At 68.4% G+C, this 25,553-nt stretch carries 23 protein-coding genes; 15 read left to right on the top strand and 8 right to left on the bottom strand.

The features are described from left to right. The first annotated feature begins 34 nt into the window (after positions 1–34). Complete coding sequence (locus QRN63_RS24760; protein WP_285033605.1) at positions 35–1,039, top strand: AraC family transcriptional regulator; 1,005 nt, start codon at positions 35–37, stop codon at positions 1,037–1,039. Here QRN63_RS24760 and QRN63_RS24755 read toward each other — a convergent pair. Continuing rightward, entirely contained in the window at positions 1,015–2,235 is a 1,221-nt protein-coding gene (locus QRN63_RS24755) for an FAD-dependent monooxygenase (RefSeq protein WP_267317282.1), read from the bottom strand. The two genes, QRN63_RS24760 and QRN63_RS24755, sit on opposite strands and share 25 nt — an antisense overlap. 47 nt (positions 2,236–2,282) lie before the next feature. Between QRN63_RS24755 and QRN63_RS24750 the strand changes: the two genes are divergently transcribed. Beyond that, the gene (locus QRN63_RS24750) at positions 2,283–3,953 is read left to right on the top strand and encodes a sulfatase-like hydrolase/transferase (protein WP_285033602.1); all 1,671 of its coding nucleotides are present in this window, start codon (positions 2,283–2,285) and stop codon (positions 3,951–3,953) included. Here the strand turns inward: QRN63_RS24750 and QRN63_RS24745 are convergent, their stop codons facing one another. After that, positions 3,954–5,168 (bottom strand): serine hydrolase domain-containing protein, encoded by a 1,215-nt coding sequence (locus QRN63_RS24745; protein ID WP_267317287.1) that lies wholly within the window; start codon positions 5,166–5,168, stop codon positions 3,954–3,956. Positions 5,169–5,280: 112 nt separating this feature from the next. Between QRN63_RS24745 and QRN63_RS24740 the strand changes: the two genes are divergently transcribed. From QRN63_RS24740 to pyrF, 8 genes are all read left to right on the top strand, one after another. Next, positions 5,281–6,573 carry an MFS transporter gene (locus tag QRN63_RS24740; RefSeq protein ID WP_502888194.1) on the top strand — a complete coding sequence of 431 codons (1,293 nt, stop codon included), beginning with the start codon at positions 5,281–5,283 and terminating at the stop codon, positions 6,571–6,573. 67 nt (positions 6,574–6,640) lie between these two features. After that, on the top strand, positions 6,641–7,237 hold the full coding sequence (pyrR, locus tag QRN63_RS24735) for a bifunctional pyr operon transcriptional regulator/uracil phosphoribosyltransferase PyrR (RefSeq protein WP_285033599.1): 597 nt from the start codon (positions 6,641–6,643) through the stop codon (positions 7,235–7,237). Further along, complete coding sequence (locus tag QRN63_RS24730; RefSeq protein ID WP_285033597.1) at positions 7,234–8,178, top strand: aspartate carbamoyltransferase catalytic subunit; 945 nt, start codon at positions 7,234–7,236, stop codon at positions 8,176–8,178. Before pyrR ends, QRN63_RS24730 begins: the two co-directional genes overlap by 4 nt. After that, complete coding sequence (locus tag QRN63_RS24725) at positions 8,175–9,464, top strand: dihydroorotase (protein ID WP_285033595.1); 1,290 nt, start codon at positions 8,175–8,177, stop codon at positions 9,462–9,464. Before QRN63_RS24730 ends, QRN63_RS24725 begins: the two co-directional genes overlap by 4 nt. After that, the gene (locus tag QRN63_RS24720; protein ID WP_073693701.1) at positions 9,461–9,964 is read left to right on the top strand and encodes a PH-like domain-containing protein; all 504 of its coding nucleotides are present in this window, start codon (positions 9,461–9,463) and stop codon (positions 9,962–9,964) included. The genes QRN63_RS24725 and QRN63_RS24720 overlap by 4 nt, the downstream gene beginning before the upstream one ends. After that, positions 9,961–11,088, top strand: coding sequence for a glutamine-hydrolyzing carbamoyl-phosphate synthase small subunit (gene carA, locus QRN63_RS24715; RefSeq protein WP_285033592.1), 1,128 nt, complete (start codon positions 9,961–9,963; stop codon positions 11,086–11,088). Before QRN63_RS24720 ends, carA begins: the two co-directional genes overlap by 4 nt. Continuing rightward, the gene (carB, locus tag QRN63_RS24710; protein WP_285033590.1) at positions 11,088–14,429 is read left to right on the top strand and encodes a carbamoyl-phosphate synthase large subunit; all 3,342 of its coding nucleotides are present in this window, start codon (positions 11,088–11,090) and stop codon (positions 14,427–14,429) included. Before carA ends, carB begins: the two co-directional genes overlap by 1 nt. Continuing rightward, a complete protein-coding gene (pyrF, locus tag QRN63_RS24705; RefSeq protein WP_285033588.1) occupies positions 14,426–15,235 on the top strand; it encodes an orotidine-5'-phosphate decarboxylase in 810 nt (269 codons plus the stop codon). Before carB ends, pyrF begins: the two co-directional genes overlap by 4 nt. A gap of 4 nt (positions 15,236–15,239) precedes the next feature. On the opposite strand, the gene QRN63_RS24700 is transcribed toward pyrF, so the two are convergent. Next, on the bottom strand, positions 15,240–15,638 hold the full coding sequence (locus tag QRN63_RS24700) for a hypothetical protein (protein WP_267317293.1): 399 nt from the start codon (positions 15,636–15,638) through the stop codon (positions 15,240–15,242). A gap of 306 nt (positions 15,639–15,944) precedes the next feature. Further along, complete coding sequence (locus QRN63_RS24695) at positions 15,945–16,316, bottom strand: hypothetical protein (RefSeq protein WP_267317990.1); 372 nt, start codon at positions 16,314–16,316, stop codon at positions 15,945–15,947. A 790-nt stretch (positions 16,317–17,106) separates the two neighbouring features. Between QRN63_RS24695 and mihF the strand changes: the two genes are divergently transcribed. The 5 genes from mihF to metK all read left to right on the top strand — a co-directional run bounded on the left by mihF (position 17,107) and on the right by metK (position 20,986). Beyond that, complete coding sequence (gene mihF / locus QRN63_RS24690) at positions 17,107–17,424, top strand: integration host factor, actinobacterial type (RefSeq protein WP_011894593.1); 318 nt, start codon at positions 17,107–17,109, stop codon at positions 17,422–17,424. A 39-nt stretch (positions 17,425–17,463) separates the two neighbouring features. After that, positions 17,464–18,018 carry a guanylate kinase gene (gmk, locus tag QRN63_RS24685; RefSeq protein ID WP_267317294.1) on the top strand — a complete coding sequence of 185 codons (555 nt, stop codon included), beginning with the start codon at positions 17,464–17,466 and terminating at the stop codon, positions 18,016–18,018. A 75-nt stretch (positions 18,019–18,093) separates the two neighbouring features. Continuing rightward, positions 18,094–18,387 carry a DNA-directed RNA polymerase subunit omega gene (rpoZ, locus tag QRN63_RS24680; protein WP_020101623.1) on the top strand — a complete coding sequence of 98 codons (294 nt, stop codon included), beginning with the start codon at positions 18,094–18,096 and terminating at the stop codon, positions 18,385–18,387. A 19-nt stretch (positions 18,388–18,406) separates the two neighbouring features. Then, the gene (gene coaBC / locus QRN63_RS24675) at positions 18,407–19,666 is read left to right on the top strand and encodes a bifunctional phosphopantothenoylcysteine decarboxylase/phosphopantothenate--cysteine ligase CoaBC (protein WP_267317295.1); all 1,260 of its coding nucleotides are present in this window, start codon (positions 18,407–18,409) and stop codon (positions 19,664–19,666) included. Positions 19,667–19,777: 111 nt separating this feature from the next. After that, on the top strand, positions 19,778–20,986 hold the full coding sequence (gene metK, locus QRN63_RS24670; protein ID WP_267317296.1) for a methionine adenosyltransferase: 1,209 nt from the start codon (positions 19,778–19,780) through the stop codon (positions 20,984–20,986). Between the two features lie 137 nt (positions 20,987–21,123). On the opposite strand, the gene QRN63_RS24665 is transcribed toward metK, so the two are convergent. The 4 genes from QRN63_RS24665 to QRN63_RS24650 form a co-directional block, all read right to left on the bottom strand. After that, positions 21,124–22,350, bottom strand: coding sequence for an MFS transporter (locus QRN63_RS24665; RefSeq protein ID WP_267317991.1), 1,227 nt, complete (start codon positions 22,348–22,350; stop codon positions 21,124–21,126). Next, positions 22,350–23,375: a PLP-dependent cysteine synthase family protein gene (locus QRN63_RS24660; protein WP_502888193.1), complete on the bottom strand. Its 1,026-nt coding sequence runs from the start codon at positions 23,373–23,375 to the stop codon at positions 22,350–22,352. The genes QRN63_RS24665 and QRN63_RS24660 overlap by 1 nt, the downstream gene beginning before the upstream one ends. Before the next feature lie 192 nt (positions 23,376–23,567). Then, positions 23,568–23,963: a putative copper homeostasis (lipo)protein LpqS gene (gene lpqS / locus QRN63_RS24655; RefSeq protein ID WP_267317297.1), complete on the bottom strand. Its 396-nt coding sequence runs from the start codon at positions 23,961–23,963 to the stop codon at positions 23,568–23,570. A gap of 107 nt (positions 23,964–24,070) precedes the next feature. After that, positions 24,071–25,549 (bottom strand): flavin-containing monooxygenase, encoded by a 1,479-nt coding sequence (locus tag QRN63_RS24650; RefSeq protein ID WP_285033561.1) that lies wholly within the window; start codon positions 25,547–25,549, stop codon positions 24,071–24,073. Between the last annotated feature and the right edge of the window lie 4 nt (positions 25,550–25,553).

Here is a 25,553-nt window from a genome sequence, read left to right as displayed (position 1 = left end):
ATGGGGGGAAAACCGGACAGGTATCGGAGGTGGAGTGGATCGGGAAAGCGCGGCGTTGATCCCGACGTCGGTGCTCGTCAACGTCGTCGACGTCGCCGACCGCACGGGTCTGCCCACAGAGCGGTGGCTGGCCGCGGCCGGCCTGACGGCCGCGACGCTCAATTCGCCCGAGACGCGGGTGTCGTTCCGGCAGGCGGCGCTCGTGCTGCGGCATGCCGTGCGGGCCATGCCGGACCGGGGCCTGGGCATCGATGTCGGGGCCCGCGACATGTTCGTGTCGTTCGGTGTGCTCGGCCTGGCCATCCGGTCCGCCGAAAACCTCGGCGCGGCAATGCAGGTGGGCCTGGAACTACACCAGAGCGCCGGCAGTCTGATGGACGTCGGCGCCGAGCTGGTCGGTGACACCTTCGCGCTGCGCGCCTACGAGCGCCGCCCCGAACCGGAGCTGCTGCCGTTCCTGTGTGAGGAGTTGTTCTGCAGCGTGCTGGTCACCGTCCGGACCGTACTCGAGCTGCCTCAGCAGACACCGGAATTCGTCCAGGTCAGTTACCCGCCGCCGGTGTACGCGCAGCGGTACCGCGAGTTCTTCGGCTGCCCGGTCCTCTTCAACGCCGACGCCAACCGGCTGGCCTTCCCGGACCCGCTGTGGTCACAGCGGCTACCGCGCGCCGATCCGGCGACGCACGCCGTCGCCGTCGCCGCCTGCCGCGAGATGGTGGCCCAGGAGGAGCAGCCGACCGACGTGGTGCAGACGGTCGAGGCGATGCTGCGCGAGAGCGTGCGGGATCCGCTCACGATGGCCCAGGTCGCCAAGCGGCTCAACATCACCGAACGCACGTTGCGGCGACGACTCAATGCCGGCGGTCAGCAATTCATCGCATTGCGCGACAAGGTGCGCAGCGAACGTGCGCGGTACCTGGTCCGCGAGACCGCGATGCCCGTTCACGCCATCGCCACCGAGGTCGGGTTCACCGACCCGCGAGAATTCCGCCGGGCGTACATCAAATGGACAGGTCACCCGCCGACGCACGACCGATAGTCCGGGAGGTCGATCGACTCGGCCGTGGAGAACCACTTGCGGCCCGCCCACCGCCGCAGCGGCCAGCGCTGCACCCATTTCATGACAGCCGCGCCGATGGCGATATCACGTTCGGAGACCGGCGCGTACCCGTCGAGACCGGCGGGCAGATCCTGACAACGGGCGACGTACGGTCGCATCACCTTCTCGTACCGGCCCAGCGCCGCCGCGATCCCCGCTGCGTCCAGTGCCGAGGCCGGCCCGAGCTCACCCGCCAGCACATATGCCCCGACCAGGGCCAGGCTGGTGCCCATGCCGGACAGCGGTGACGCGCAGTAGCCGGCGTCGCCGCACAACGTGACCCGGCCCGCCGACCAGCTGTCCATGTGGATCTGGACGAAATCGTCGAAGTAGAAGTCGTCGGATCGGGCTGCGGCACCGAGCAGCTCGTCGCAGTACCAACCCGCGCCGCGGAACCGGTCGGCCAGGAGCGCACGCTGCGCGTCCGGGTCGCGGCGGTCGTACTCGATGGGTTCGGACCGGAATGCCAGACCGGCCTTGGCCGTCATCGCGTCGTGCGACGGCCGCAGCGAAGCGTTGAGCCCACCGGCGGCCTGGAACATCAGGTACCAGCCGTCCAGTCCGACCACGTCCGGCGCGGTGAACCAGGCGTTGTAGCCACCGAGGCGCCGGACGAACCGCTCCTCCGGCCCGAATACCAACTGCCGCACCGCGGAATGCGGGCCGTCGGCGCCGACCACCAGGTCGGCCTCGACCACGCAGCCGTCGGTCAGCGTGGCCCGCACCCCTGACTCGTCCTCCTCGAGCGCGGAAATCCGCGTGCCGAACCGATACTCGGCCACGTCGCGAGTGGCCCGGTAGAGCACATCGGTCAGGTCACCGCGCAGGATCTCGAGTGCCGAGACGATCCCGTTGCCGTCGAAAGCCTCGACCGGCATCTCCGCCCGCCGGGTGCCGTCGGAGCGCACCCAGGCGATGCCGCGCTGGAACAGGCACCGCTCGGTCATGGCCTCCAGCAGTCCCATCCGGGCGACCACTTCGCGGCCGGCGCCGCGCAGGTCGACCGTCTGCCCGCCCGGGCGGATGCCCGGCGCCGCCTCGACTACCACCACCCCGTAGCCGCCGGCGGCCAGCCAGTGGGCCAAGGCCGGGCCGGCGACCCCGGCGCCGCTGATCAACACTGTCGGCTGCACCATGACGAAAGCCTATGGCTTTCCCGACATTCGCTCCTAGGCTGGCCTGCATGGCGGACATCGACCGGCGGACAGTTCTCAAAGGCACGGCGGCGGCAGCGGGGGTGGCCGCGGCGGGGATCGGTGGCTACCAGCTCCTGTCGCGGGCGGGTCGGGAGCATTCGGCAGGCAGTCCCAACATCCTGGTGATCATCGTCGACCAGATGCGGGCGCCCCAGTGGTTTCCCGATGCCAAACAGCTCGGCGAACTACTACCGAACCTGGACCGGCTGCGGCAGCGCAGCGTGTCCTTCGAGTCGCACTACTCGGCATCCAACATGTGCACGCCGTCGCGCGGCGTCCTCACCACCGGGCTGTACTCGCACCAGACGGGGTGCCTGTACACCGGGGAAGGCCCCACCGAATCCACCCTCGCGCCGCGCTTCCCGACATGGGGCACCATGCTGCGCGACCAGGGCTACCGGACGTGGTGGTGGGGCAAGTGGCACCTGGGCCAGATCGCCGACACCACCCCGGACGGCCTTGACGCCCACGGTTTTTCCGGCGGCACCTACCCGTCCCCCAACGGCGCGCCGAATCAGGGGCTCAAGGTCGACCACACCATTGCCGACCAGTTCGACGGCTGGTTCGCCGACCACGCCGGCAGCGGACCGTGGTGCACCACGGTGTCCCTGGTGAACCCGCACGACATCTGCTGGTGGCCGAGAAACCCACTGCCGGACGATGTTCCGCGCGTCTTCTCCGGGACGCCCGTCAACTTCGAGAACGCCGACGACCTGCGGCGGCGCGGCAAGCCGCAGCTGCAGATCGACTACATGAACTTCATGTCGCCGCTGATGACCGGCCCCGTGCCTTATTCAGGTCCCGACATGGCAGCGCAGTGGGCCCGGTGCCTCGACAACTACCTGTGGCTGCATCAGCAGGTGGACGTCCAGATCGGCCGCGTCCTGGACACGCTGGCCTCCCGCCCCGACGTCGAGCGCGACACCGTCGTGGTGTTCACCTCCGACCACGGCGAGTACGCCGGATCGCACGGCCTGCGCGGTAAGGGTGCGGCGATTTATGAGGAGTCGATCCGGGTGCCGCTGTACATCCACGACCCGACGGGGCACCTGACCCCCAAACCGGGCGAGCGCCGGCGGCAACTCACCTCCAGCGTCGACATCGCGCCGTTGCTGCTCACGATCGCCGCGGGCGGCAACCGCTGGCGATCGGACAGCCGCTACTCCTACCTGCAGGCGCGCGGTGACATCGCGGCGATCGCGGCCGAACCCGGGGCTGCGGGCCGGCCCTGGGTGGCGCACGCGACCGACGACATGTCCGTCGAGGAGATGGCGACGCTGATGAAATCGCCTGCGGTGCAGAAGATGTTCGGTGGCGGCACCGCGCCCACCGAGATTCCGACGTCGGCGCCCAGCCACATCGTCGCGGTGCGGACACCCGATGCGAAGCTCGGCCGCTACTCCTACTGGCAGCCCGGCGGCATGGAGGCCGACCGGACCCGCAAGATCGATTACGAGCTCTACGACTACGAATCGCCTGCGGGCGCACACGAACTCGACAACCAGGCGGGCCGTAGCAGTAAGCAGGCCAAGCTGCAGGGGCTGCTCGAGGGCGAGGTACTGCCCGAGCTGCGGGCGCCGCTGCCGGCCTGGATGCACGACGCCCAGGAGCAGGGCATGGCCGACATGCAGCGCCTCACCGCCGCCCGGGCCGGCTAGTTACAAGCCCAGCGCCTGGTACGTCCGTTTCACGAATTTCGGTCGTGCCGAACGGAGTTTGGCCTGCGAGGCGTTGCCCGCGACGGCCGCCGCGGCATCCACGCTGAGCTCCGGCTGATTCTGGATCAGGTAGATCAGGATCAGGTTCGCGTTCGGGTCCGCCTGCCACCACGTGCCGAAGGCACCCGGCCAACTGAACGAGCCGGGACCGCCCGGACCGAAGAACGGCGTGGCCTTGGCCTCGTCGGTGACCAGCGACAGGTTCAGCCCGAAGCCGCGGCCGATCCAGAACGGCGCGCCCAGGAAGTTCTGCGACTTCTGCTCGGCGGTCAACCGGTCGGTGCGCATGGCCCGCACCGATTCCTCCGACAGCACCCGCACGCCGTCGACCTCGCCGCCGGCCAGCAGCATGCGCGCGAACGTCAGGTAGTCGTCGACGGTCGACCAGAGTCCGCCGCCGCCGGCGCAGAAGGTCGGCGGCATCACCTGCGGCGGCCCCATCTTCCCGGGCTGCAGGCGCAGGGCGTCGCCGTCGGCGGCCAGCTGGTACATGGTCGCCGCACGGCGCCGGCCCGAGTGCGTCACCGCAAACCCGGTGTCGACCATGTTCAGAGGTTTGAAGATGCGCTCTGCCAACACATCTGGCAGCGGCTTGCCCTCGAGGCGAGACAGCAGGAAGCCCAGTACATCGGTCGACTGGCTGTAGGTCAGCGCGTCACCGGGCTGGTGGGCCAGCGGCAGCTGGCCCAGCTCGGCCAGCCAGCGGTCCGGATCCTGCAGCGACTGCAGCTTGTTGTACGCCCGTCCCAATGGCGGCGGCACCGTGAACCCGTAGGCCAGACCACCGCGGTGGGTCATCAGATCCTCGACGGTGATGGGCCGGCGGGCGGGCACGGACCGGTCCAACGGCCCGTCGAGGCTCGTCATGACGCGCGGGTTGGCCAGCTCGGGAATCCAGTTCGCGATGGGGTCGGTCAGGGCCAGCCGGCCCTCGTCGACCAGCGTCATGGCCGCCGCCACCGTGATCGGCTTGGACATCGACGCGATGCGGAAAACGGTGTCGCGCTCCATCGGCAACTTGGCTTCCACGTCGCGGTGGCCGAGCGTGTTGACCTGCCGCACCGCGCCGTCCTGCCACACCAGCGTGACCGCGCCGGCCAGCAGGCCGGTGTCGATCGCCGCGCTGACCGATTCGGTGTTCGCGTCGAGATTCACCCCGGTCACGTTAGCCGGTGGGGACGGGATGTTTGCGGTGCCGTCCGAACCATCGGGATGGTGGGCGATACTGCCTGACGTGGCTGCAGACGTGTCGACCCCGAGCACACCGATGAACAAAGTGGCGTTCGCCAGTTTCATCGGTACCGCGATCGAGTTCTACGACTTCTACATCTACGGGACGGCCGCGGCGCTGATTTTCCCCCACGTGTTCTTCCCGAATCTGCCGCCGGCGATGGCGACCATATCGTCACTGGCCACGTTCGCGGTCGCGTTCCTGGCACGTCCGATCGGCGCGGCGGTCTTCGGGCACTACGGAGATCGCCTGGGCCGCAAGAAGACTCTCGTCGCGACGCTGCTGATCATGGGGCTGTCCACCGTCGGTGTCGGACTGGTGCCCAGCACGGCGTCGATCGGACTCGCCGCACCGATCATCCTCTTGATCCTGCGGGTGCTCCAGGGCTTCGCCGTCGGTGGCGAGTGGGCCGGTTCGGCGCTGCTGAGCGCCGAGTACGCCCCGGCCGGCAAGCGCGGCACCTACGGCATGTTCACCCAGCTGGGCGCCGGTGCCGGTCTCGCGGTCAGCAACCTGGTGGTGCTGATCGCCAACGTGACGATCGGGGAGAAGAGCCCGGTGTTCCTGGACTGGGGCTGGCGGCTGCCGTTCCTGTTCAGCGCGGTCCTGCTGGCGGTGGCGCTCTACGTGCGGCTGACCATCGACGAGACCCCGGTGTTCGTCGCGGAACAGAAGCGGGGGACGGTGCCGCGCGCGCCGCTGTCGGAACTGGTACGCCGGCAGGGCAAGCAGGTGCTGCTGGGTGCCGGCTGCATGGTCGGCATCTTCACCATGAGCTTCCTCGGCGGCACCTACCTGATGAGCTACGCCAGCACCCGCATCCACCATCCTCGGACGCTGATCCTGTCGGTCGGCGTCCTGGCCGGGGTGTCACTGATGGTGTTCTCGGCGATCTCCGCGGTGCTGTGCGACCGCTACGGGCGGCGCCGCGTCATCCTGGCCGGATTCGGCCTCGCGCTGCCGTGGGCGTTCCTGGTGATGCCGCTCATCGACTCGGGCTCACCGGTCGGGTTCGCGGTCGCTATCGCCGGCATCTTCTGCATCTTCGGACTGGCCTACGGACCCATCGGGGCGTTCCTGCCTGAGACGTTCGCCACCCGCTACCGCTACACAGGCGCCGGCATGGCGTTCAACCTCGCCGGGATCGTCGGCGGTGCGCTGCCGCCGCTGGTCGCCGGGCCGTTGGTCGCCGCCCTCGGGAGCTGGGCAATTGGGCTGATGATTGCCGTCTTCGTGCTGGTCAGCATCGTGTGCACGCTTGTGTTGCCCGAAACGCGCGGGTTGGACCTGGACGATGCGCCCGACGAAGACGCTCTGGCGGCCTGCTAAGCTACGCGGCTAGTTAGACGTCCTTTAACGACCCGTCCAGAGAGGCGGAGAAGGAGGTCAGGTACTCGTGGCTGCTCACGAAACTGGCGTGTCCGGTGACCCCACCGACCGGGAATTGCTGTCCGCCGCCGATGTCGGCCGGACCATCTCGCGCATCGCGCACCAGATCATCGAAAAGACCGCGGTCGACGCGCCCGACGCTCCGCGCGTAGTGCTGCTCGGCATCCCGACGCGCGGTGTCACCCTGGCCGCCCGCATCGCCGAGAAGGTCAAGGAATTCTCCGGAGTCGAGTTACCTGCCGGCGCGCTCGACATCACGCTGTACCGCGACGACCTGAACTTCAAACCGCCGCGGGCGCTGGCCTCGACCTCCATTCCGGAGGGCGGCATCGATGACGCGACGGTGATCCTCGTCGACGACGTCCTGTACTCGGGCCGCTCGGTGCGCTCGGCGCTCGACGCGCTGCGCGACATCGGCCGCCCCCGCATGGTGCAGCTGGCGGTGCTCGTCGACCGCGGCCACCGCGAGCTGCCCATCCGCGCCGACTACGTCGGTAAGAACGTTCCGACGTCGCGCAGTGAGAACGTCAAGGTGCGGCTGTCAGAGACCGATGGCGGAGACGATCACGTCTCCATTGCTCCCTATGGAGGACCTGCCCGGTGAAACACCTGTTGTCCGCCTCGGACCTGAGCCGCGATGCGGCCACGGCCATCCTCGACGACGCCGACAGGTTCCGCGAAGCGCTGCTGGGCCGCGACGTCAAGAAGCTCCCGACGTTGCGCGGCCGCACCGTCATCACGATGTTCTACGAGAACTCCACCCGCACCCGGGTGTCGTTCGAGGTGGCCGGCAAGTGGATGAGCGCCGACGTCATCAACGTCAGCGCCTCCGGGTCTTCGGTGGCCAAGGGCGAATCGCTGCGCGACACCGCGCTGACGCTGCGCGCCGCGGGCGCCGACGCGCTGATCATCCGGCACCCGGCTTCCGGTGCGGCACAACAGCTTGCGGCCTGGACGCTGGACGAGCACGGCGGTCCGTCCGTGATCAATGCTGGCGACGGCACCCACGAACACCCGACGCAGGCCCTGCTGGATGCGCTGACCATCCGCCAGCGCCTCGGTGGCATCGAGGGTCGGCGCGTGGTGATCGTCGGCGACATCCTGCACAGTCGGGTGGCGCGCTCCAATGTCTCGCTGCTGTCGACGCTGGGCGCAGAGGTGGTGCTGGTGGCGCCGCCGACGCTGCTGCCGGTCGGTGTCGCGGACTGGCCGGTGACGGTCTCGTACGACCTGGACGCCGAACTGCCGGCGGCCGACGCCGTGCTCATGCTGCGCGTGCAGGCCGAACGGATGAAGGGCGCGTTCTTCCCGTCGGCGCGCGAGTACTCGGTGCGCTACGGACTGTCGGAGAAGCGACTGGCCGGCTTGAGCGAGGACACGGTGGTGCTGCACCCCGGTCCGATGCTGCGCGGCATGGAGATCGCATCGTCGGTCGCGGATTCGTCGCAATCAGCTGTACTGCAACAGGTTTCGAATGGGGTGCATGTTCGTATGGCAGTGCTGTTCCAGCTTCTCGTGGGCGCCGGCCGGGAGGTGATCGCATGAGTGTCTTGATTCGTGGGGCCCGGCTGTACGGCGAGGGCGATCCGGTGGACGTGCTGATCGCCGACGGCCAGATCGCGGAAATCGGGGCGGGGATTGGTTCCGGCGCCGACGAGGTCATCGACGCCACCGGCCAGATCCTGCTGCCCGGTTTCGTCGATCTGCACACCCACCTGCGCGAGCCCGGCCGCGAATACGCCGAGGACATCGAAACCGGTTCGGCGGCAGCGGCACTCGGTGGCTACACCGCGGTGTTCGCCATGGCCAACACCGATCCGGTCGCCGATACCGTCGTGGTCACCGACCATGTCTGGCACCGCGGGCAACAGGTCGGCCTGGTCGACGTGCACCCCGTCGGCGCCGTTACCGTCGGGCTCGACGGCAAGCAACTCACCGAGATGGGTCTCATGGCTGCTGGTGCCGGCCAGGTCCGGATGTTCTCCGACGACGGCATCTGTGTCGACGACCCGCTGGTGATGCGCCGGGCGCTGGAATACGCTGCGGGACTTGGGGTCCTGATCGCCCAGCACGCCGAGGAACCGCGCCTGACCGTCGACGCCGTCGCGCACGAGGGCCCGAATGCGGCCCGGCTGGGACTGGCGGGCTGGCCGCGCTCGGCCGAAGAGTCGATTGTGGCCCGTGATGCGATCCTGGCCCGCGACGCGGGCGCCCGGGTGCACATCTGCCACGCCTCGACCGCGGGCACTGTTGAGCTGATCAAATGGGCCAAGGCCCAGGGTATTTCGATCACCGCCGAGGTCACCCCGCACCACCTGTTGTTGGACGACTCGCGATTGGCTGATTACGACGGCCGCAACCGGGTCAACCCGCCGCTGCGCGAGGCCAGCGACGCCGAGGCGCTGCGCCAGGCTCTTGCCGACGGGGTGATCGACTGTGTCGCAACCGATCACGCCCCGCACGCCGAACACGAGAAGATGTGCGAGTTCGCGCACGCCCGCCCTGGCATGCTCGGCCTGCAGACCGCGTTGTCGGTCGTGGTCGAGACCATGGTTGGTCCCGGTCTGCTGAGCTGGCGCGACGTCGCCCGCGTGATGAGCGAGGCGCCGGCCGCCATCGTCGGCCTGCCCGACCAGGGCCGCCCGCTCGCGGTCGGCGAACCCGCCAACCTGACCGTCGTGGACCCCGACACGACCTGGACGGTGCAGGGCACCGGCCTGGCCAGCCGCTCCGACAACACGCCCTACGAGTCGATGACGCTGCCCGCCACCGTCACTCTGACGATGCTGCGCGGCAAGATCACGGCGCGGGACGGGGTCAGCCCCGCATGAATACCGGGACGTTGATCACCTACCTGGTGTTGGCTGCTGTTGTGGTGGTGCTGCTCGGGTTCGCCATCCGGCAGATGCTCAAGGGCTGGATGCACCGGGTGCAGCGCCAGGCCGGGGCCGTCGGTCTGCTGCCCGCGCTGCCGGACACCGTGGGGCCGGCGATCGTGCCGGCGACCAAGGGCATGTACATCGGCAGCACGTTCGCACCGAGCTGGCAGGACCGAATCGCGGTGGGCTCCCTGGGGTTTCGGAGCAAGGCCGTGCTGACGCGCTACCCCGAGGGCATCATGCTGCAGCTCACCGGCGGCAGCCCGATCTGGATTCCCGACGAATCCATCACCGCTATCCGCACCGAGCGGGCCATCGCCGGCAAGGTGCTCACCTACGACGGGATTCTCGCCATCCGGTGGCAGTTGCCGTCGGGTACCGAGATCGATACCGGATTCCGCAGCGACGATCGTCGCGAACTGGCCAAATGGGTTGAGGAGGACAGTAAGTGACGAGTGACCAGACCGCCGTACTGGTGCTGGAGGACGGCCGGGTGTTCACCGGAACATCGTTCGGCGCCGTGGGCCAGACGCTGGGTGAGGCGGTGTTCTCCACCGGCATGTCCGGCTACCAGGAGACGCTGACCGACCCGAGCTACCACCGGCAGATCGTGGTGGCCACCGCGCCGCAGATCGGCAACACCGGCTGGAACGGCGAGGACAACGAGAGCCGCGACGACAAGATCTGGGTTGCCGGCTACGTCGTGCGCGACCCTTCGCCGCGTGCCTCCAACTGGCGCGCCACCGGCACCCTCGACGACGAACTGGTGCGCCAGGGCATCGTCGGTGTCGCGGGCGTCGACACCCGCGCCATCGTGCGGCACCTGCGCAACTTCGGGTCGATGAAGGCCGGCGTATTCTCCGGTCCGGCGCTGGCCGACACCGACACCCTCGTGGACCGCGTCCGCAACCAGCCGTCGATGCTGGGCGCCGACCTGGCCGGCGAGGTCAGCACCGGCGACCGGTACGTCGTCGAACCGATTGGTGCGGAGCGCTTCTCGATCGCAGCCATCGACCTCGGGATCAAGACCAATACCCCGCGCAACTTCGCGGCGCGCGGCATCCGCAGCCACGTGCTGCCGTCGTCGGTGACGTTCGACGAGATCGCCGCGCTCAAGGTCGACGGGGTGTTCCTGTCCAACGGCCCGGGTGACCCGGCCACCGCCGACCACATGGTCGAGGTCACCCAGCAGGTGCTCTCGGCCGGAATCCCGTTGTTCGGCATCTGCTTCGGCAACCAGATTCTGGGCCGCGCGCTCGGTCGCTCGACCTACAAGATGACCTTCGGCCACCGCGGCATCAACATCCCGGTCGTCGAGCGGGCCACCGGCCGAATCGCGATCACCGCGCAGAACCACGGCTTCGCGCTCGAGGGCGAAGCCGGGGAAGAGTTCGACACCCCGTTCGGCCGCGCCGTGGTCAGCCACACCTGCGCCAACGACGGTGTGGTGGAAGGCGTTTCGCTGCTCGACGGGCGCGCCTTCTCGGTCCAGTACCACCCGGAGGCAGCGGCCGGTCCGCACGACGCCGAGTACCTGTTCGACAAGTTCGCCGATCTCATGGCAGGGGAGAAGTAATGCCACGCCGTCCAGACCTCAACCACATCCTGGTGATCGGTTCCGGCCCGATCGTCATCGGCCAGGCCTGCGAGTTCGACTACTCGGGCACCCAGGCCTGTCGCGTGCTGCGCGCCGAAGGGCTGCAGGTCAGCTTGATCAACTCCAACCCGGCCACGATCATGACCGACCCGGAGTACGCCGACAACACGTACGTCGAGCCCATCACCCCGGCCTTCGTCGAGAAGATCTTTGCGCAGCAGGCCGAGCGCGGGAACAAGATCGACGCGGTGTTGGCCACTCTCGGTGGGCAGACCGCGCTCAACACCGCGGTCGCGCTGCACGAGAACGGTGTGCTGGAGAAGTACGGCGTCGAGATGATCGGCGCGGACTTCGATGCCATCCAGCGCGGTGAGGACCGGCAGAAGTTCAAGGACATCGTCGCCAAGGTCGGCGGCGAATCCGCCCGCAGCCGGGTGTGTTTCACCATGGACGAGGTTCGCGACACCGTTGCCGATGTCGGGCTTCCTGTGGTGGTCCGGCCGTCCTTCACCATGGGTGGCCTGGGCTCCGGCATGGCGTACACCAAGGAAGACGTCGAGCGGATGGCCGGCGAGGGCCTGGCCGCATCGCCTTCTGCCAACGTGCTGATCGAGGAATCGATCTACGGCTGGAAGGAATACGAGCTCGAGCTGATGCGCGACCATCACGACAACGTGGTGATCGTCTGCTCGATCGAGAACTTCGACCCGATGGGTGTGCACACCGGCGACTCGGTGACCGTCGCCCCGGCGATGACCCTGACCGACCGTGAGTACCAGATCATGCGTGACCTGGGCATCGCGATCCTGCGCGAGGTCGGCGTCGACACCGGTGGCTGCAACATCCAATTCGCCATCAACCCGGCCGACGGGCGCCTGATCGTCATCGAGATGAACCCGCGCGTGTCGCGGTCCAGCGCATTGGCTTCCAAGGCAACGGGTTTCCCGATCGCCAAGATCGCCGCCAAGCTGGCCATCGGCTACACGCTGGACGAGATCGTCAACGACATCACCAAGGAAACCCCGGCCTGTTTCGAGCCGACCCTGGACTACGTCGTCGTCAAGGCGCCGCGGTTCGCGTTCGAGAAGTTCCCCGGCGCCGACCAGACCCTGACCACCACCATGAAGTCGGTGGGCGAGGCGATGTCGTTGGGCCGCAACTTCATCGAGGCGCTCGGCAAGGTGATGCGGTCGCTGGAGACCAAGCGAGCCGGCTTCTGGACCGGTCCTGATCTGGACAAGTCCCTCGACGAGCTGCTCACCGGGCTGCGCACCGCGACCGACGGCCGGCTCTATGACATCGAACAGGCGCTGCGTCTCGGTGGTTCGGTCGAGGCGGTCGCCGAGGCATCCGGGGTCGACCCGTGGTTCATCGACCAGATCGCCACCCTGGTGGCGCTGCGCGGCGAACTCGTCGACGCCCCGGTGCTCAATGAGCGCCTGCTGCGCCGGGCCAAGCACAGCGGCCTGTCCGACCGCCAGATCGCCGCGCTGCGGCCGGAATTGGCGGGGGAGACCGGCGTGCGCGCGCTGCGCGAGCGGCTCGGCATCCGGCCGGTGTACAAGACCGTCGACACCTGTGCCGCTGAGTTCGACGCCAAGACGCCGTACCACTACAGCAGTTACGAGCTGGACCCCGCGGCCGAGACCGAGGTGGCCCCGCAGACCGAGAAGCCCAAGGTGCTGATCCTGGGCTCGGGCCCGAACCGCATCGGTCAGGGCATCGAGTTCGACTACAGCTGCGTGCACGCGGCAACCACGTTGAGCCAGGCCGGTTTCGAGACCGTCATGGTCAACTGCAACCCGGAGACCGTCTCGACCGACTACGACACCGCCGACCGCCTGTACTTCGAGCCGCTCACCTTCGAGGACGTGCTCGAGGTCTATCACGCCGAGCAGGCCTCCGGGGCCGGCGGGCCGGGCGTGGTCGGGGTGATCGTGCAGCTCGGCGGCCAGACGCCGCTGGGCCTGGCCGACCGGCTGGAGAAGGCCGGCGTGCCCGTCGTCGGCACCAGCCCCAAGGCCATCGACCTGGCCGAGGATCGCGGCGAGTTCGGTGAGGTGCTGCGCTTGGCCGGGTTGCCCGCGCCGCGCTTCGGCACCGCAACGAGTTTCGAGCAGGCCCGCCGCATTGCCGCCGACATCGGGTACCCGGTCCTGGTGCGCCCGTCGTACGTGCTGGGTGGCCGCGGCATGGAGATCGTCTACGACGAGCAGACCCTGCAGGGCTACATCGAGCGCGCCACCGAGCTCTCGCCCGAGCACCCCGTGCTGGTCGACCGGTTCCTGGAAGACGCCATCGAGATCGACGTCGACGCCCTGTGCGACGGCACCGAGGTCTACATCGGCGGCGTGATGGAGCACATCGAGGAAGCCGGCATCCACTCCGGCGACTCGGCCTGTGCGCTGCCGCCGGTCACGTTGGGCCGCACCGACATCGCCGCCGTGCGTAAGGCCACCGAGGCCATCGCCCACGGCATCGGCGTGGTCGGCCTGCTCAACGTGCAGTACGCGCTCAAGGACGACGTGCTCTACGTGCTGGAGGCCAACCCGCGCGCCAGCCGCACGGTGCCCTTCGTCTCGAAGGCCACCGCGGTGCCGCTGGCCAAGGCCTGTGCCCGGATCATGTTGGGTGCCACCATCGCCGAGCTGCGCGCCGAGGGCATCCTGGTCGCCGAGGGCGACGGCGCCACCGTCGCCCCCAACGCGCCGATCGCGGTGAAGGAGGCCGTCCTGCCGTTCCACCGATTCCGTAAAGCCGATGGCTCGCAGGTGGATTCGCTGCTCGGACCGGAGATGAAGTCGACCGGTGAGGTCATGGGTATCGACAGCGATTTCGGTACCGCCTTCGCCAAGAGCCAGACCGCCGCCTACGGTTCGCTGCCCTCGGGCGGCACGGTGTTCGTGTCGGTGGCCAACCGCGACAAGCGCTCGCTGGTGTTCCCGGTCAAGCGTCTGGCCGACCTCGGCTTCCGGGTGCTGGCGACCGAGGGCACCGCGGAGATGTTGCGCCGCAACGGCATTCCGTGTGAGGTCGTGCGCAAGAACTTCGAGGAGCCCAGCCCGGACCGCCCCGCGATGTCGGCGGTCGACGCCATCAAGGCCGGCGAGGTCGACATGGTGATCAACACGCCCTACGGCAACTCCGGTCCGCGCATCGACGGCTACGAGATTCGCTCGGCCGCGGTGTCGGCCAGCATCCCGTGCGTGACGACGGTGCAGGGCGCGTCGGCGGCGGTGCAGGGCATCGAGGCCGGTATCCGCGGAGACATCGGCGTGCGGTCGCTGCAGGAGCTGCACAGCCAGTTGGGTGCCAAGTGAGCTTCGGCTCCAGACTGCGGGCCGCGATGGCACAGCGGGGTCCGCTGTGCCTGGGCATCGACCCGCACCCGGAGCTCTTGAGCGCCTGGGGTCTGCCCGTGTCGGCCGACGGCGTCGCGACGTTCAGCGACATCTGTGTCGAGGCGTTCGCGGGATTTGCGATCGTCAAGCCGCAGGTCGCGTTCTTCGAGGCCTACGGGTCGGCGGGCTTCGTCGTGCTGGAACGGACCATCGCCCGGCTGCAGGAGGCCGGCGTGCTCGTGCTGGCCGACGCCAAGCGCGGTGACATCGGCTCGACCATGGCTGCCTACGCGCAGGCCTGGGCGGGGGATTCGCCGCTGGCCGCCGACGCGGTGACGGCGTCGCCGTACCTCGGCTTCGGCTCGCTGCAGCCGCTGCTCGACGTCGCGGTCGTCCACGGCCGCGGGGTGTTCGTCCTGGCCGCCACGTCCAACCCGGAGGGTGCATCCGTGCAGCGCGCGGTGGCCGGCGGACGCACCGTGGCGCAGACGATCGTCGATGACGTCGCGGCGGTGAACGGCGCGGGCGACGGATCGGTGGGCGTCGTCGTCGGCGCCACGCTGGCCGAGGTGCCCGATCTGTCGCAGCTCGGCGGGCCGGTGCTGATGCCCGGCGTCGGCGCGCAGGGCGGCCGTCCGGACGCGCTCGCCGGCCTCGGCGGAGCCCGGCCCGGCACGTTGCTGCCCGCGGTATCCCGCGAGGTACTCCGTGCCGGACCGGACGTCGCCGCCGTGCGCGCAGCGGGGGAGCGGCTGCGCGACGCGGTGGCCTACCTGGCCGGATAACCCGTCACAGCGGGATCCAGATGGGGCCCAGCCAGAAGCCCCAGGCATTGAACCCGGCATCCCATACCGGGTTCACCCACTGGCCGTTGTAGGCGAACGGCTGGTGGTCCCAGCGGGCATCGTCGATGCCGCGGTGGTACCAGTCGCGGCCGCGGTCGTCACGCCAGCCGTCGCGGTCCTGGTGCCAGTCGACACCGCGCTGCCAGTCGCCGCCACGCTGCCAGTCACCACCACCGCGCTGCCAGCCACCACCACCGCCGCGGTGGTCGTCGTGGCCCGAGCACGGTGTCCCCGGCGGGCACCACGGGTCGGCACTGGCTGTCGCCAGCCCGACGCCGAGCAGTCCCGCGGCGCCGATCCCGGCCGCCACGGTAGATGCGGTCAATGCGCGCTTGATTTTCATGGCTGCACTCCGTCTCAACTAGAGAACTATGTGGTTTTCTGCATTAGTCGTGGGCGGGCAATTCGCCACACTGAGCTGACGCTATGCCGGTCCGATGGGTGCACACTTAGCCGTACTTAGGTGTGTGCTGTGTATGCCACGACGGCGCCGGGAAACGGCAGAAGGCGGTCCGGCGTTGTGTTGTTGCCACCGGTGAAGACCTTGGATGACAAGTGGTTTCGGGGCGTTGATCGCGTCGACGGACGAGACGGCCCACCACGCGATGTGGTGGGCCGTCTCGTTGCGGGAACGCTCAGTGGGCGTCGATCACAGCGGGATCCAGATCGGACCGAGCCAGAAGCCCCAGGCGTTGTGGCCGTTGTCCCAGACCGGGTTCACCCACTGGCCGTTGTAGTCGAACGGCTGGTGGTCGAAGCGGGCGTCGTCGATGCCGCGGTGCTGCCAGTCGCGGCCCTGGTTGTCGTGCCAGTTGTCGTCCCGGTTGACAGGGCCGCCGGGTCCGCGGTTGTCACCGGGCCCTCGGTTGTCGCCCCGGTGATCGTCGTGCTGGCCGCACTGCGCGTTCGGTGGGCATTGGCCCGGGTCGGCATTGGCGCCGGCCAGGCCGACGCCGAACAGTCCGGCGACGCCGATGCCGGCTGCCAGGGTGGATGCGGTCAACGCTCGCTTGAAGTTCATCGCTGCGTAGTCCTCCTCGTAATGGGTTTCCTGCATGTGGTGGGCGTCTTGCCGTCGCACTGGAATCGAAGTTAGGGCCGCCTAGTGTGTGCGCACTTTGGTGTCGTTAGGTGTGTGCTGTGCGTGCCGCAACGGTTCGGTCACCGGTCGCTGATCGTTGCCTGTGGAACCCTTGGCCGCATGGGAAATCATTGGGCGGGAAACGCTTTCATAACGAATGTGGTTTCGGCTCGGTATCTTGCGGGCTCGGTGATGCCAAAACCTCGCGATGGTGCCGAGTTTGCCGAGGTGGCATGGGCGCGCACTTCTGGGCTGTGACGGCTGCGTCGTGGGGTGCTGAACCGGTCGTCGAAGGAGCAGAAACTCCACGATTTGGGCGGTCCAACCGCCCAAATCGGCCAATGAAGGCGCTTGCGGTGCGCCGGCCCGTCCGGCCTCGCACCGACACGCCCGACACGCCGTGACCTGGGAAAATTTTCCTGATAAACCCCGGCCGGCGGCCCGAAAATGCGCCCGGCCGCGCCGCGGCGGACCGGCCGTCGTCCCACTGAATGCTCAAAACCCTTGATACGCAGGCAGATCTGTGGCTGCAGTGGCCCGAAACCGACCTTCTCCAGCTTGCACTTCGCGGCCGCCCGGAGCCGCCGTTCGCACTACACGCTGGGGTTTTAGCTTCGTTACCCGGGGGGTGGGGTTAGCGCTTGTCGGGAAGCGTGGGTACGGTCGTCGTCGCTGGCTGGTTCACCCCAGCCGTGACAGAAATTATTTGACGGAGATACGGAGGAACCCCGTGGCCCTTCCCCAGTTGACCGACGAACAGCGCGCGGCAGCGTTGGAGAAGGCTGCTGCCGCACGTCGAGCACGTGCCGAGTTGAAAGACCGGCTCAAGCGCGGCGGCACCAACCTCAAGCAGGTCCTGACGGACGCCGAGACCGACGAGGTCCTCGGCAAGATGAAGGTTTCCGCTCTGCTGGAAGCCCTGCCCAAGGTCGGCAAGGTCAAGGCGCAGGAGATCATGACCGAGCTGGAGATCGCTCCGACCCGCCGTCTGCGCGGCCTGGGCGACCGTCAGCGCAAGGCCCTGCTGGAAAAGTTCGACTTTTCCTGATCTGACGCAAGACTGACGAGCAGTAGGGGCCGGCCGGCGATGAACCGTGTTGTTGTGCTGTCCGGCCCCTCTGCCGTGGGCAAATCCACGGTCGTGCGCTGCCTGCGTGAGCGGGTGCCCGACCTGCATTTCAGTGTTTCCGCCACGACGCGTGCGCCGCGTCCGGGCGAGGTCGACGGTGTCGACTACACATTCGTCTCGGCCGACGAGTTCCAGCGCCTCATCGATGACGGCGAGCTGCTCGAATGGGCCGAAATCCATGGTGGACTGCAGCGCTCCGGTACCCCCGCCCGCCCGGTCCGGGAAGCCATCGCCGCTGGTCGGCCGGTCCTCATCGAGGTCGATCTGGCCGGTGCCCGGGCCGTCAAACAAGCCATGCCCGAGGTACTGACGGTGTTCCTCGCGCCGCCCAGCTGGGAAGCGCTCGAGAGCCGCCTCATCGGCCGCGGCACCGAGAGTGCCGAGGTGCAGGCCCGCCGCCTGGACACCGCGCGGGCCGAACTTGCCGCTCAGGACAGTTTCGATGTGACTGTTGTCAACAGTCAGTTGGAATCCGCCTGTGCAGAATTGGTATCCTTGCTGGTGGGCCGCTGAGCGGTCTGCGCAGAACCGCACAGATATCGCTGATAGCGACACCAATCTTCACACCGAACGCCGGGAGAATCCTTCGTGAGCACCACTGTCGAGAGCATCGACTCCGACGCCGCCATCGCCTACGACACGCCGCTGGGTATCACCAACCCGCCGATCGACGAGCTGCTCGATCGCGTGTCCAGCAAGTACGCGCTGGTCATCTACGCCGCGAAGCGCGCGCGCCAGATCAACGACTACTACAACCAGCTCGGTGACGGCATCCTCGAGTACGTCGGCCCCCTGGTCGAGCCGGGCCTGCAGGAGAAGCCGCTGTCGATCGCCATGCGCGAGATCCACGGCGACCTGCTCGAGCACACCGAGGGCGAGTAAGGCCGCGTAGGCGCCGAACATGGCCGACCGCAAACGCATCGTCGTCGGAGTCGCCGGAGGTATCGCCGCCTACAAGGCGTGCACCCTGGTTCGTCAGCTGAGCGAGGCCGGACATTCGGTCCGGGTGGTGCCGACCGAGTCGGCCCTCAAGTTCGTCGGCGCCGCCACCTTTGAAGCACTGTCCGGCAATCCCGTGCACACGGGGGTGTTCGAGGACGTCTCCGAGGTGCCTCACGTCCGGTTCGGCCAGGAGGCCGACCTGGTTGTCGTCGCACCGGCCACCGCCGACCTGATGGCGCGGGCGGTGGCGGGACGCGGCGACGATCTGCTGACCGCCACGCTGCTCACCGCGCGCTGTCCGGTGCTGTTCGCCCCGGCGATGCACACCGAGATGTGGATGCACCCGGCCACCGTCGAGAACGTGGCCACGCTACGACGACGGGGCGTCGTCGTCCTCGACCCCGCCTCCGGGCGCCTCACCGGCGCCGACAGCGGTGCCGGACGGCTGCCTGAGGCCGAAGAGATCACCACGTTCGCGCAGCTCCTACTCGAGCGCGGCGATGCGCTGCCCCGCGATCTGGCGGGGGTCAAGGTCGTCGTCACCGCCGGCGGCACCCGCGAGGCCATCGATCCGGTCCGCTTCATCGGCAACCGCAGCTCCGGCAAGCAGGGCTACGCCGTCGCGCGCGTCATGGCCCAGCGCGGCGCCGAGGTCACCCTGATCGCCGGCAACACCGCAGGCCTGGCCGACCCGGCGGGCGTCGAGGTCGTCCACATCAGCTCGGCAGCGCAGCTGCGGGATGCGGTGTTCAAGTACGTCTCGGACGCGCACGTCCTCGTGATGGCGGCCGCGGTCGCCGATTTCCGTCCCACCGAGGTAGCGACCACCAAGATCAAAAAGACGCACGGCCCCGGCGAAGCCGACGGAGCCCCCGTCATCGCACTGACCCGGACCGACGACATCCTCGCCGGCGCGGTGCGCGCCCGCACCGACGGTCAGCTGCCCAATCTGCGCGCCATCGTCGGATTCGCCGCCGAGACGGGCGATGCCAACGGTGACGTGCTGTTCCACGCCCGGGCGAAGCTGCAACGCAAGGGCTGTGACCTGCTGGTTGTCAACGCAGTGGGGAACGGCAAGGCCTTCGAGGTCGACGTCAACGACGGGTGGTTGCTGGCGGCGGACGGGGCCGAGTCGGCGCTGGAGCACGGGTCCAAGACCTTGATGGCCAGTCGCATCGCCGATGCGATCGCGGCCTTCCTGCGTGGCAAGGACGAATGAACATCGCCTGAACCGCGCCGCGGAACGGGTTTGCTGTGCAGGGGTACACGACAGTTGTTGGCCGGGCGTGGATATTATGCGCGGACCAAAGTTTTGGAAGGGATTTGCGACGTGAGTGAAGGTCGGCTGTTTACCAGCGAGTCGGTGACCGAAGGACATCCGGACAAGATCTGTGACGCCATCAGCGATTCGGTGCTGGATGCGCTGCTCGCGCAGGATCCCAAATCGCGTGTCGCGGTGGAGACCCTGGTGACCACGGGTCAGGTGCACGTCGTGGGCGAGGTGACCACCACCGCCAAGGAGGCGTTTGCCGACATCCCGCTGATCGTCCGGGACCGGATCCGTCAGATCGGCTACGACCACTCCGACAAGGGCTTCGACTACGCCACGTGCGGCGTGAACATCGGCATCGGCGCGCAGTCCCCGGACATCGCCGCGGGCGTCGACACCGCGCATGAGGCGCGCGTCGAGGGCGCCGGCGACCCGCTGGACGCTCAGGGCGCCGGCGACCAGGGCCTGATGTTCGGTTACGCCATCAACGACACCCCCGAGCTGATGCCGCTGCCGATCGCGCTGGCGCACCGACTGTCGCGGCGCCTCACCGAGGTCCGCAAGAACGAGACCGTCGACTACCTGCGGCCCGACGGCAAGACCCAGGTCACCATCGAGTACCGCGACAACGTCCCGGTCCGACTGGACACCGTGGTGCTGTCGACCCAGCACGCCGAGGGCGTCGACCTGGACGGCACGCTGGCCCCGGACATCCGCCGCCACGTCGTCGAGACCGTGCTGGCCGACCTGGCCCACGACACCATGGACACCTCCGACTTCCGGCTGCTGGTGAACCCGACCGGCAACTTCGTCGTCGGCGGACCGATGGGTGACGCCGGCCTGACCGGCCGCAAGATCATCGTCGACACCTACGGCGGCTGGGCCCGCCACGGCGGCGGCGCCTTCTCGGGCAAGGACCCGTCAAAGGTGGACCGCAGCGCGGCGTACGCGATGCGCTGGGTGGCCAAGAACGTCGTCGCCGCCGGCCTGGCCGACCGCGTCGAGGTCCAGGTCGCCTACGCCATCGGCAAGGCCGCCCCGGTGGGTCTGTTCGTCGAGACCTTCGGCACCGAGCACTTCGACCCGGCCCGCATCGAGAAGGCCATCACCTCGGTCTTCGACCTGCGTCCCGGCGCCATCATCCGCGACCTGGACCTGCTGCGCCCGATCTACGCGCCGACCGCCGCGTACGGCCACTTCGGCCGCACCGACATCGAGCTGCCGTGGGAGCAGCTCGACAAGGTCGACGATCTGAAGGCTTCCGTCTGACGACGATCAAGCGGCGTGGGGGCACCTCCTGCTTGCGGGGGAGAACGAGCCGCGCTGAGGAGTCAGACAATCAGGCTTCGGTCTAGTCTTTCCGCGCAACACAGATGCCCCCGCACCGCGGGGGCATCTGTGTTGGGTCAGGCGACGGGCTCCGGCTCCAGCCGGCGGCTTCGGTACAGCGCCAGCGCGACCAAGAGGCTGATCGCGGTGAGCGCCACCCAGACCAGTTCCGGCCGGCCGGCATGGCGCGCCGTCTCCATCAGCGCACCCGTGGCGAGATTCCCTACCAGGATGCCGACGCCGACGATGGTGTTGTAGAAGCCGTAGTACGTCGCCACCAGCCGGTCGCCCGCCAGCGACACCACGGTATCCATCTCGAACGGGTACACCGCGGCCGAGCCGACGGCCAGCAGCGCGGCCGTCACGAGTAGTGCGGTCACCGCGGCCGGCTGCCCCCACCGGTCATCGGGCACCACGATGAGCGGGACGAATGCCGCCGCGAGCACCAGTACGCCGATGGTCAGCGACTGGGCGCGGCCGTAGCGTGCCGTGAACCAGGCCGTGATGCGCATCTGGCCGCCGATGGCGACCAGCCCAGACACCGCGAAAACTGCTGCCACGATGGCCGATTCGTGCTGCGGCGACAGCACCCCGGCGTGCAGCGGTAGCGCCAGGTACACCTGGAACGTCACCACGTAGGTGCCGACCATCGACGCCGCGAACAACAGGAACGGGCGGTTGGCCAGCACAGTGCGCCAGTCGTGCAGGATCGAGACGCGTTCGGCGACAGTGGCGTGGTCTTTCGGCAAGGCGAACAGTTGCGCGATGGTGAGCACCGCGAACACCACCGCGGCCATGCCCGCCGTCACCCGGAAGTCCAGCGCCATCAGGGCCAGTCCCACCAGCGGGCCGGCGAGGATGCCGCCTTGATAGAAGACATTGAACACCGTGAACGCCGCCACCCGGCGCTCGCCGGAGTCCGCGGCCAGGTAGGCGCGCACCGCGGGGTTGAACAGGGCCCCGGCGAAACCGGTTGCCGCCGAGGCGATCAGCAGTGCCGGCAGGGACTGTGCGACCGCCAGCAGGCCGAACGCCGCCGTGCGCAACAGGCAGCCGGTGACGATCAGCGGCTTGTAGCCGAGTCGGTCGGCCAGCGTTCCACCGACGATGAACATGCCCTGCTGCGAGAAGTTCCGTACCCCGAGCACAAGCCCGACGGCCCAGCCGGCCAGACCCAGCGGGCCGGCCAGATATCCGGCCAGGTACGGCATCAGCATGTAGAAGCCGAGGTTGATGCCGAACTGGTTGAGCATCAGCACCCGGCTGGGCCAGCCGAAGCTGCGGAACTCGGTGAGCGCCTGCATCACCGCCTCGCAGCTTCGGGCCTGCGCACCGTGGTGCAGCGGGTCCACGAATCCACCACGTGCTCAGTGTGGTCCGCGATCACCGCGGGCTCGGCGGGCGGTTCGATGCCGAGCAGGTTGTGCTCACGGCAGTAGTCGTCGTTGTAGACGGTGTCGAAATACCGTTGCGGCCCGTCGGGAAAGATCGCGGCGATCGTGGTGTCCGCATCGTGGCGGCGCGCCGCCCACCCCGCGACGAGCGCCACCGCGCCGCCGCTCCAGCCACTGCTGGCGTAACTGGTCGAGGCCAGTGCCCGGCAGGCCCACACCGACTCGGCGGGTGCCACCCAGTGCACTTCCGAGAACGCGTCGTAGTCGACGTTGTCCGGGTAGATGCTCGACCCCAGGCCGCGCATCAGCCGGCTCTGCGCGGGCTGGCCGAAGATCGTCGACCCGACGGTGTCGACGCCGATCAACTTCAGGTCAGGATTGAACTCGCGCAACACCTTTGCCACCCCGGCCGAGTGGCCGCCGGTACCGACCGAGCAGACCAGGATGTCGACCGAGCCCAGCTGCGACTGCAATTCGAGGGCGAGATCGCGGTACGCGTCGACGTTGTCGGGGTTGTTGTACTGGTCGGGATACCACGCGGTGGGGTCCCCGGCGAGGATCTCGGCCACCCGGTCGCGGCGGGCCTGCTGCCAGCCGCCGGTCGGGTGCGGCTCGGTGACCAGGTCGATGTCGGCGCCGTACGCGGCCAGCATGCGCAGCATCATCGGTTCCATGCCGGGATCGGTCACCAGCGTGACCGGGTGCCCGTACACGGTGCCGGCCAGGGCCAGACCGAGTCCGAGTGTGCCGCTGGTGGATTCGACGATCCGGGCGCCGGGCAACAGGTCGCCGCGGGCCCGGCCGCGTTCGACCATGTACATGGCGGGCCGGTCTTTCATGCCGCCGGGGTTGACGCCTTCGAGCTTGGCCCAGAAGCCCTGGTCGTCGGTGGTGAACGGAGCGGCGATCCGCAGTACCGGGGTGCCGCCGACCATGGTGCCGGGCCGGTCGTAGCGGGCCAGCCGGCACGGCCCCGACGCCGGTCGAGAGGATTTTCTGGGCAGGGTGAGGTTGATCGAATTGTTCATGAGTGCATCACTTTTCGTCGCTTGAGGCCGCGATGCGGCAGCGGAATCGGGCAGCGGACACCGATCGGCCACGCACTGTGGCCGACCTGCGCTAGCCGATCAGCGTCGGGAGATGCACAGCCGGGTCAGGACCGCCCGGCCGGTGTGAATCGCAGCCGCCGGACGGGGCGGGCCGCGGCTGGTCACCGGCGTCAGTGCGCACCAGCACACCATGGCGACGCAGACAGCGACGGCCAGGCCGAGAGCCAGGAGGTTGGAGGTGGACCGGGGCAGACCGATCATCAGATCCGGCGCCGACGGGATCGAATTGTCGCGCAGGTGTGGATGTTCGGCGGTCACCGACGGCAGCGTGTGGCCCGGGGCCACGAGGACGGGGGCTGCGTGGGCGTGCGCCGTGGTGGCGGGCTTGCTGCCCAGCTGGGTGCCGATCGCGAGGCCCAGCAGGGCGACAAGCAGCAGGGTCGCTGCCCGCCATCGCATCGGCCGGGTCGTCACCTCCGCGACTGTACCGACGATTCAGCGCCCATAGTCGTGCCGATGCCAACGCATGCGGAAAAGTTACCGGGTTCAAAGAACTTTCATACGGGCGCCGCCACGAACGCTCAGGCGCTGAACTCGTAGTCGTCGAGGTCGAAGCGGCGGCTGCGGACGTAGGCCTCCACAGTGGTGGCGGGCCGCAGCGGCACGTCGCCGTTCTTGTCGAAGTAGTAGCTGTTGGCCGACTGGCAGCTGTCCTGCCAGAACACCTGACGGTGGCGTTTGCGCATCATCTCGTCGAAGTAGCGGTCGTTGGCCTCCTGCGAGACCTCGACCCGGTGGGCGCCAAGCTTTTCCGCCCGCTGCAGGCAGCGCACGATGTGATGGGTCTGAGCTTCGATCAGCGCGAAATAGGACGAACCCACGTAGCCGTACGGACCCATGACGGTGAAGAAGTTCGGGAAACCGGGGATGCTGACGCCCTCATAGGCCTGCAGCCGCTGCGTCTCCCAGAACTCGCCGAGGGTATGGCCGCCGGCACCGGTGACGGGGAACGTCGGCACGCTGTCGACGTCCATCACCTTGAACCCGGTGGCCAGGATCAGCACGTCCACCTCGTGCTCCTGCCCGTCGGCGGTGCGTACCCCTGCGGGCGTGATGCGCTCGATGGATTCGGTTACCAGGCTGACGTTTTCGCGGTTGTAGGTCGCGAGGTAGGTGTTGTGGAAGCCCGGCCGTTTGCAGCCCACGGCGTACCGCGGGGTGAGCTTGTCACGCACCACGGGGTCGTGGACCTCACGGCGCAGGAACGACCGGCCCATCCTGGCCGCGCCGTCCGCCAACGGGAACACGCTGTAGTACTGCGCCGACAGCGGGAAGGTCAGCTCGACGTAGGCCTGGCTGGCCAGCCGCTGCAGCGTCTTGCCGCCGGGGACGCGCATGGCCCAGCGGGCCGCTGCGGGCAGCGGGAGATCCAGCTTGGGGAAGCACCAGATCGGCGTCCGCTGAAAGACCGTGAGATGCTCCACGATCGGTGCGATCTCCGGGATCACCTGGACGGCCGAGGCGCCGGTGCCGATGATCGCGACCCGCTTGCCACTCAGGTCGATGCTGCTGTCCCAGCGTGCGGTGTGCAGCGTGATACCGGTGAAGTCGCTGACGCCGTCGATGTCCGGCGGCTTGGGTACCGTCAGCACGCCGCTGCCGTTGATCAGGAACCGTGCGGTGACGGTGCCGGTGCCGGTGTGTACGCGCCACAGGTCGGCGGCGTCGTCGTACTCGGCTCCGGTGACCTCGGTGCCGAACCGGATCCGGTCCCGCAGTCCGTACTTGTCGACGCAGTGCTCGGCGTAGGCCTTGAGCTCGTGGCCCTTGGCGTAGGTGCGCGACCAGTCCGCGCTCTGCTCGAACGAGAACTGGTAGGAGAACGACGGAATATCCACGGCGACACCGGGATAGGTGTTCCAGAACCACGTGCCGCCGGGCCCGGAGCCGGCTTCGAGGATCCGGTAGTCGCCGAGCCCGGCCCGGTCCAGCAGGATGCCGGCCCCGATCCCGGAGAACCCGGCGCCGACGATCACCGTTTGGACATCAGGCGTTGTCATGACT

Origin of the sequence: Mycolicibacterium sp. lyk4-40-TYG-92 (assembly GCF_030209435.1) — a bacterium.
Lineage (GTDB): Bacteria > Actinomycetota > Actinomycetes > Mycobacteriales > Mycobacteriaceae > Mycobacterium.
Note: the sequence above shows the minus strand (reverse complement) of the source record. Positions and strands in the feature narration are given on the sequence as shown.

Bases quoted from the DNA above. Each gene is read 5' to 3' on its own strand.
- QRN63_RS24720 (WP_073693701.1), top strand. From the start codon at position 9,461: ATGAATACCGGGACGTTGATCACCTACCTGGTGTTGGCTGCTGTTGTG.
- coaBC (WP_267317295.1), top strand. From the start codon at position 18,407: ATGGCCGACCGCAAACGCATCGTCGTCGGAGTCGCCGGAGGTATCGCC.
- QRN63_RS24695 (WP_267317990.1), bottom strand. From the start codon at position 16,316: ATGAACTTCAAGCGAGCGTTGACCGCATCCACCCTGGCAGCCGGCATC.
- QRN63_RS24660 (WP_502888193.1), bottom strand. From the start codon at position 23,375: ATGGTCGGCGGCACCCCGGTACTGCGGATCGCCGCTCCGTTCACCACC.
- QRN63_RS24700 (WP_267317293.1), bottom strand. From the start codon at position 15,638: ATGAAAATCAAGCGCGCATTGACCGCATCTACCGTGGCGGCCGGGATC.
- QRN63_RS24750 (WP_285033602.1), top strand. From the start codon at position 2,283: ATGGCGGACATCGACCGGCGGACAGTTCTCAAAGGCACGGCGGCGGCA.
- gmk (WP_267317294.1), top strand. From the start codon at position 17,464: ATGAACCGTGTTGTTGTGCTGTCCGGCCCCTCTGCCGTGGGCAAATCC.
- QRN63_RS24665 (WP_267317991.1), bottom strand. From the start codon at position 22,350: ATGCAGGCGCTCACCGAGTTCCGCAGCTTCGGCTGGCCCAGCCGGGTG.
- QRN63_RS24755 (WP_267317282.1), bottom strand. From the start codon at position 2,235: ATGGTGCAGCCGACAGTGTTGATCAGCGGCGCCGGGGTCGCCGGCCCG.
- QRN63_RS24650 (WP_285033561.1), bottom strand. From the start codon at position 25,549: ATGACAACGCCTGATGTCCAAACGGTGATCGTCGGCGCCGGGTTCTCC.
- QRN63_RS24740 (WP_502888194.1), top strand. From the start codon at position 5,281: ATGAACAAAGTGGCGTTCGCCAGTTTCATCGGTACCGCGATCGAGTTC.
- carB (WP_285033590.1), top strand. From the start codon at position 11,088: ATGCCACGCCGTCCAGACCTCAACCACATCCTGGTGATCGGTTCCGGC.
- QRN63_RS24725 (WP_285033595.1), top strand. From the start codon at position 8,175: ATGAGTGTCTTGATTCGTGGGGCCCGGCTGTACGGCGAGGGCGATCCG.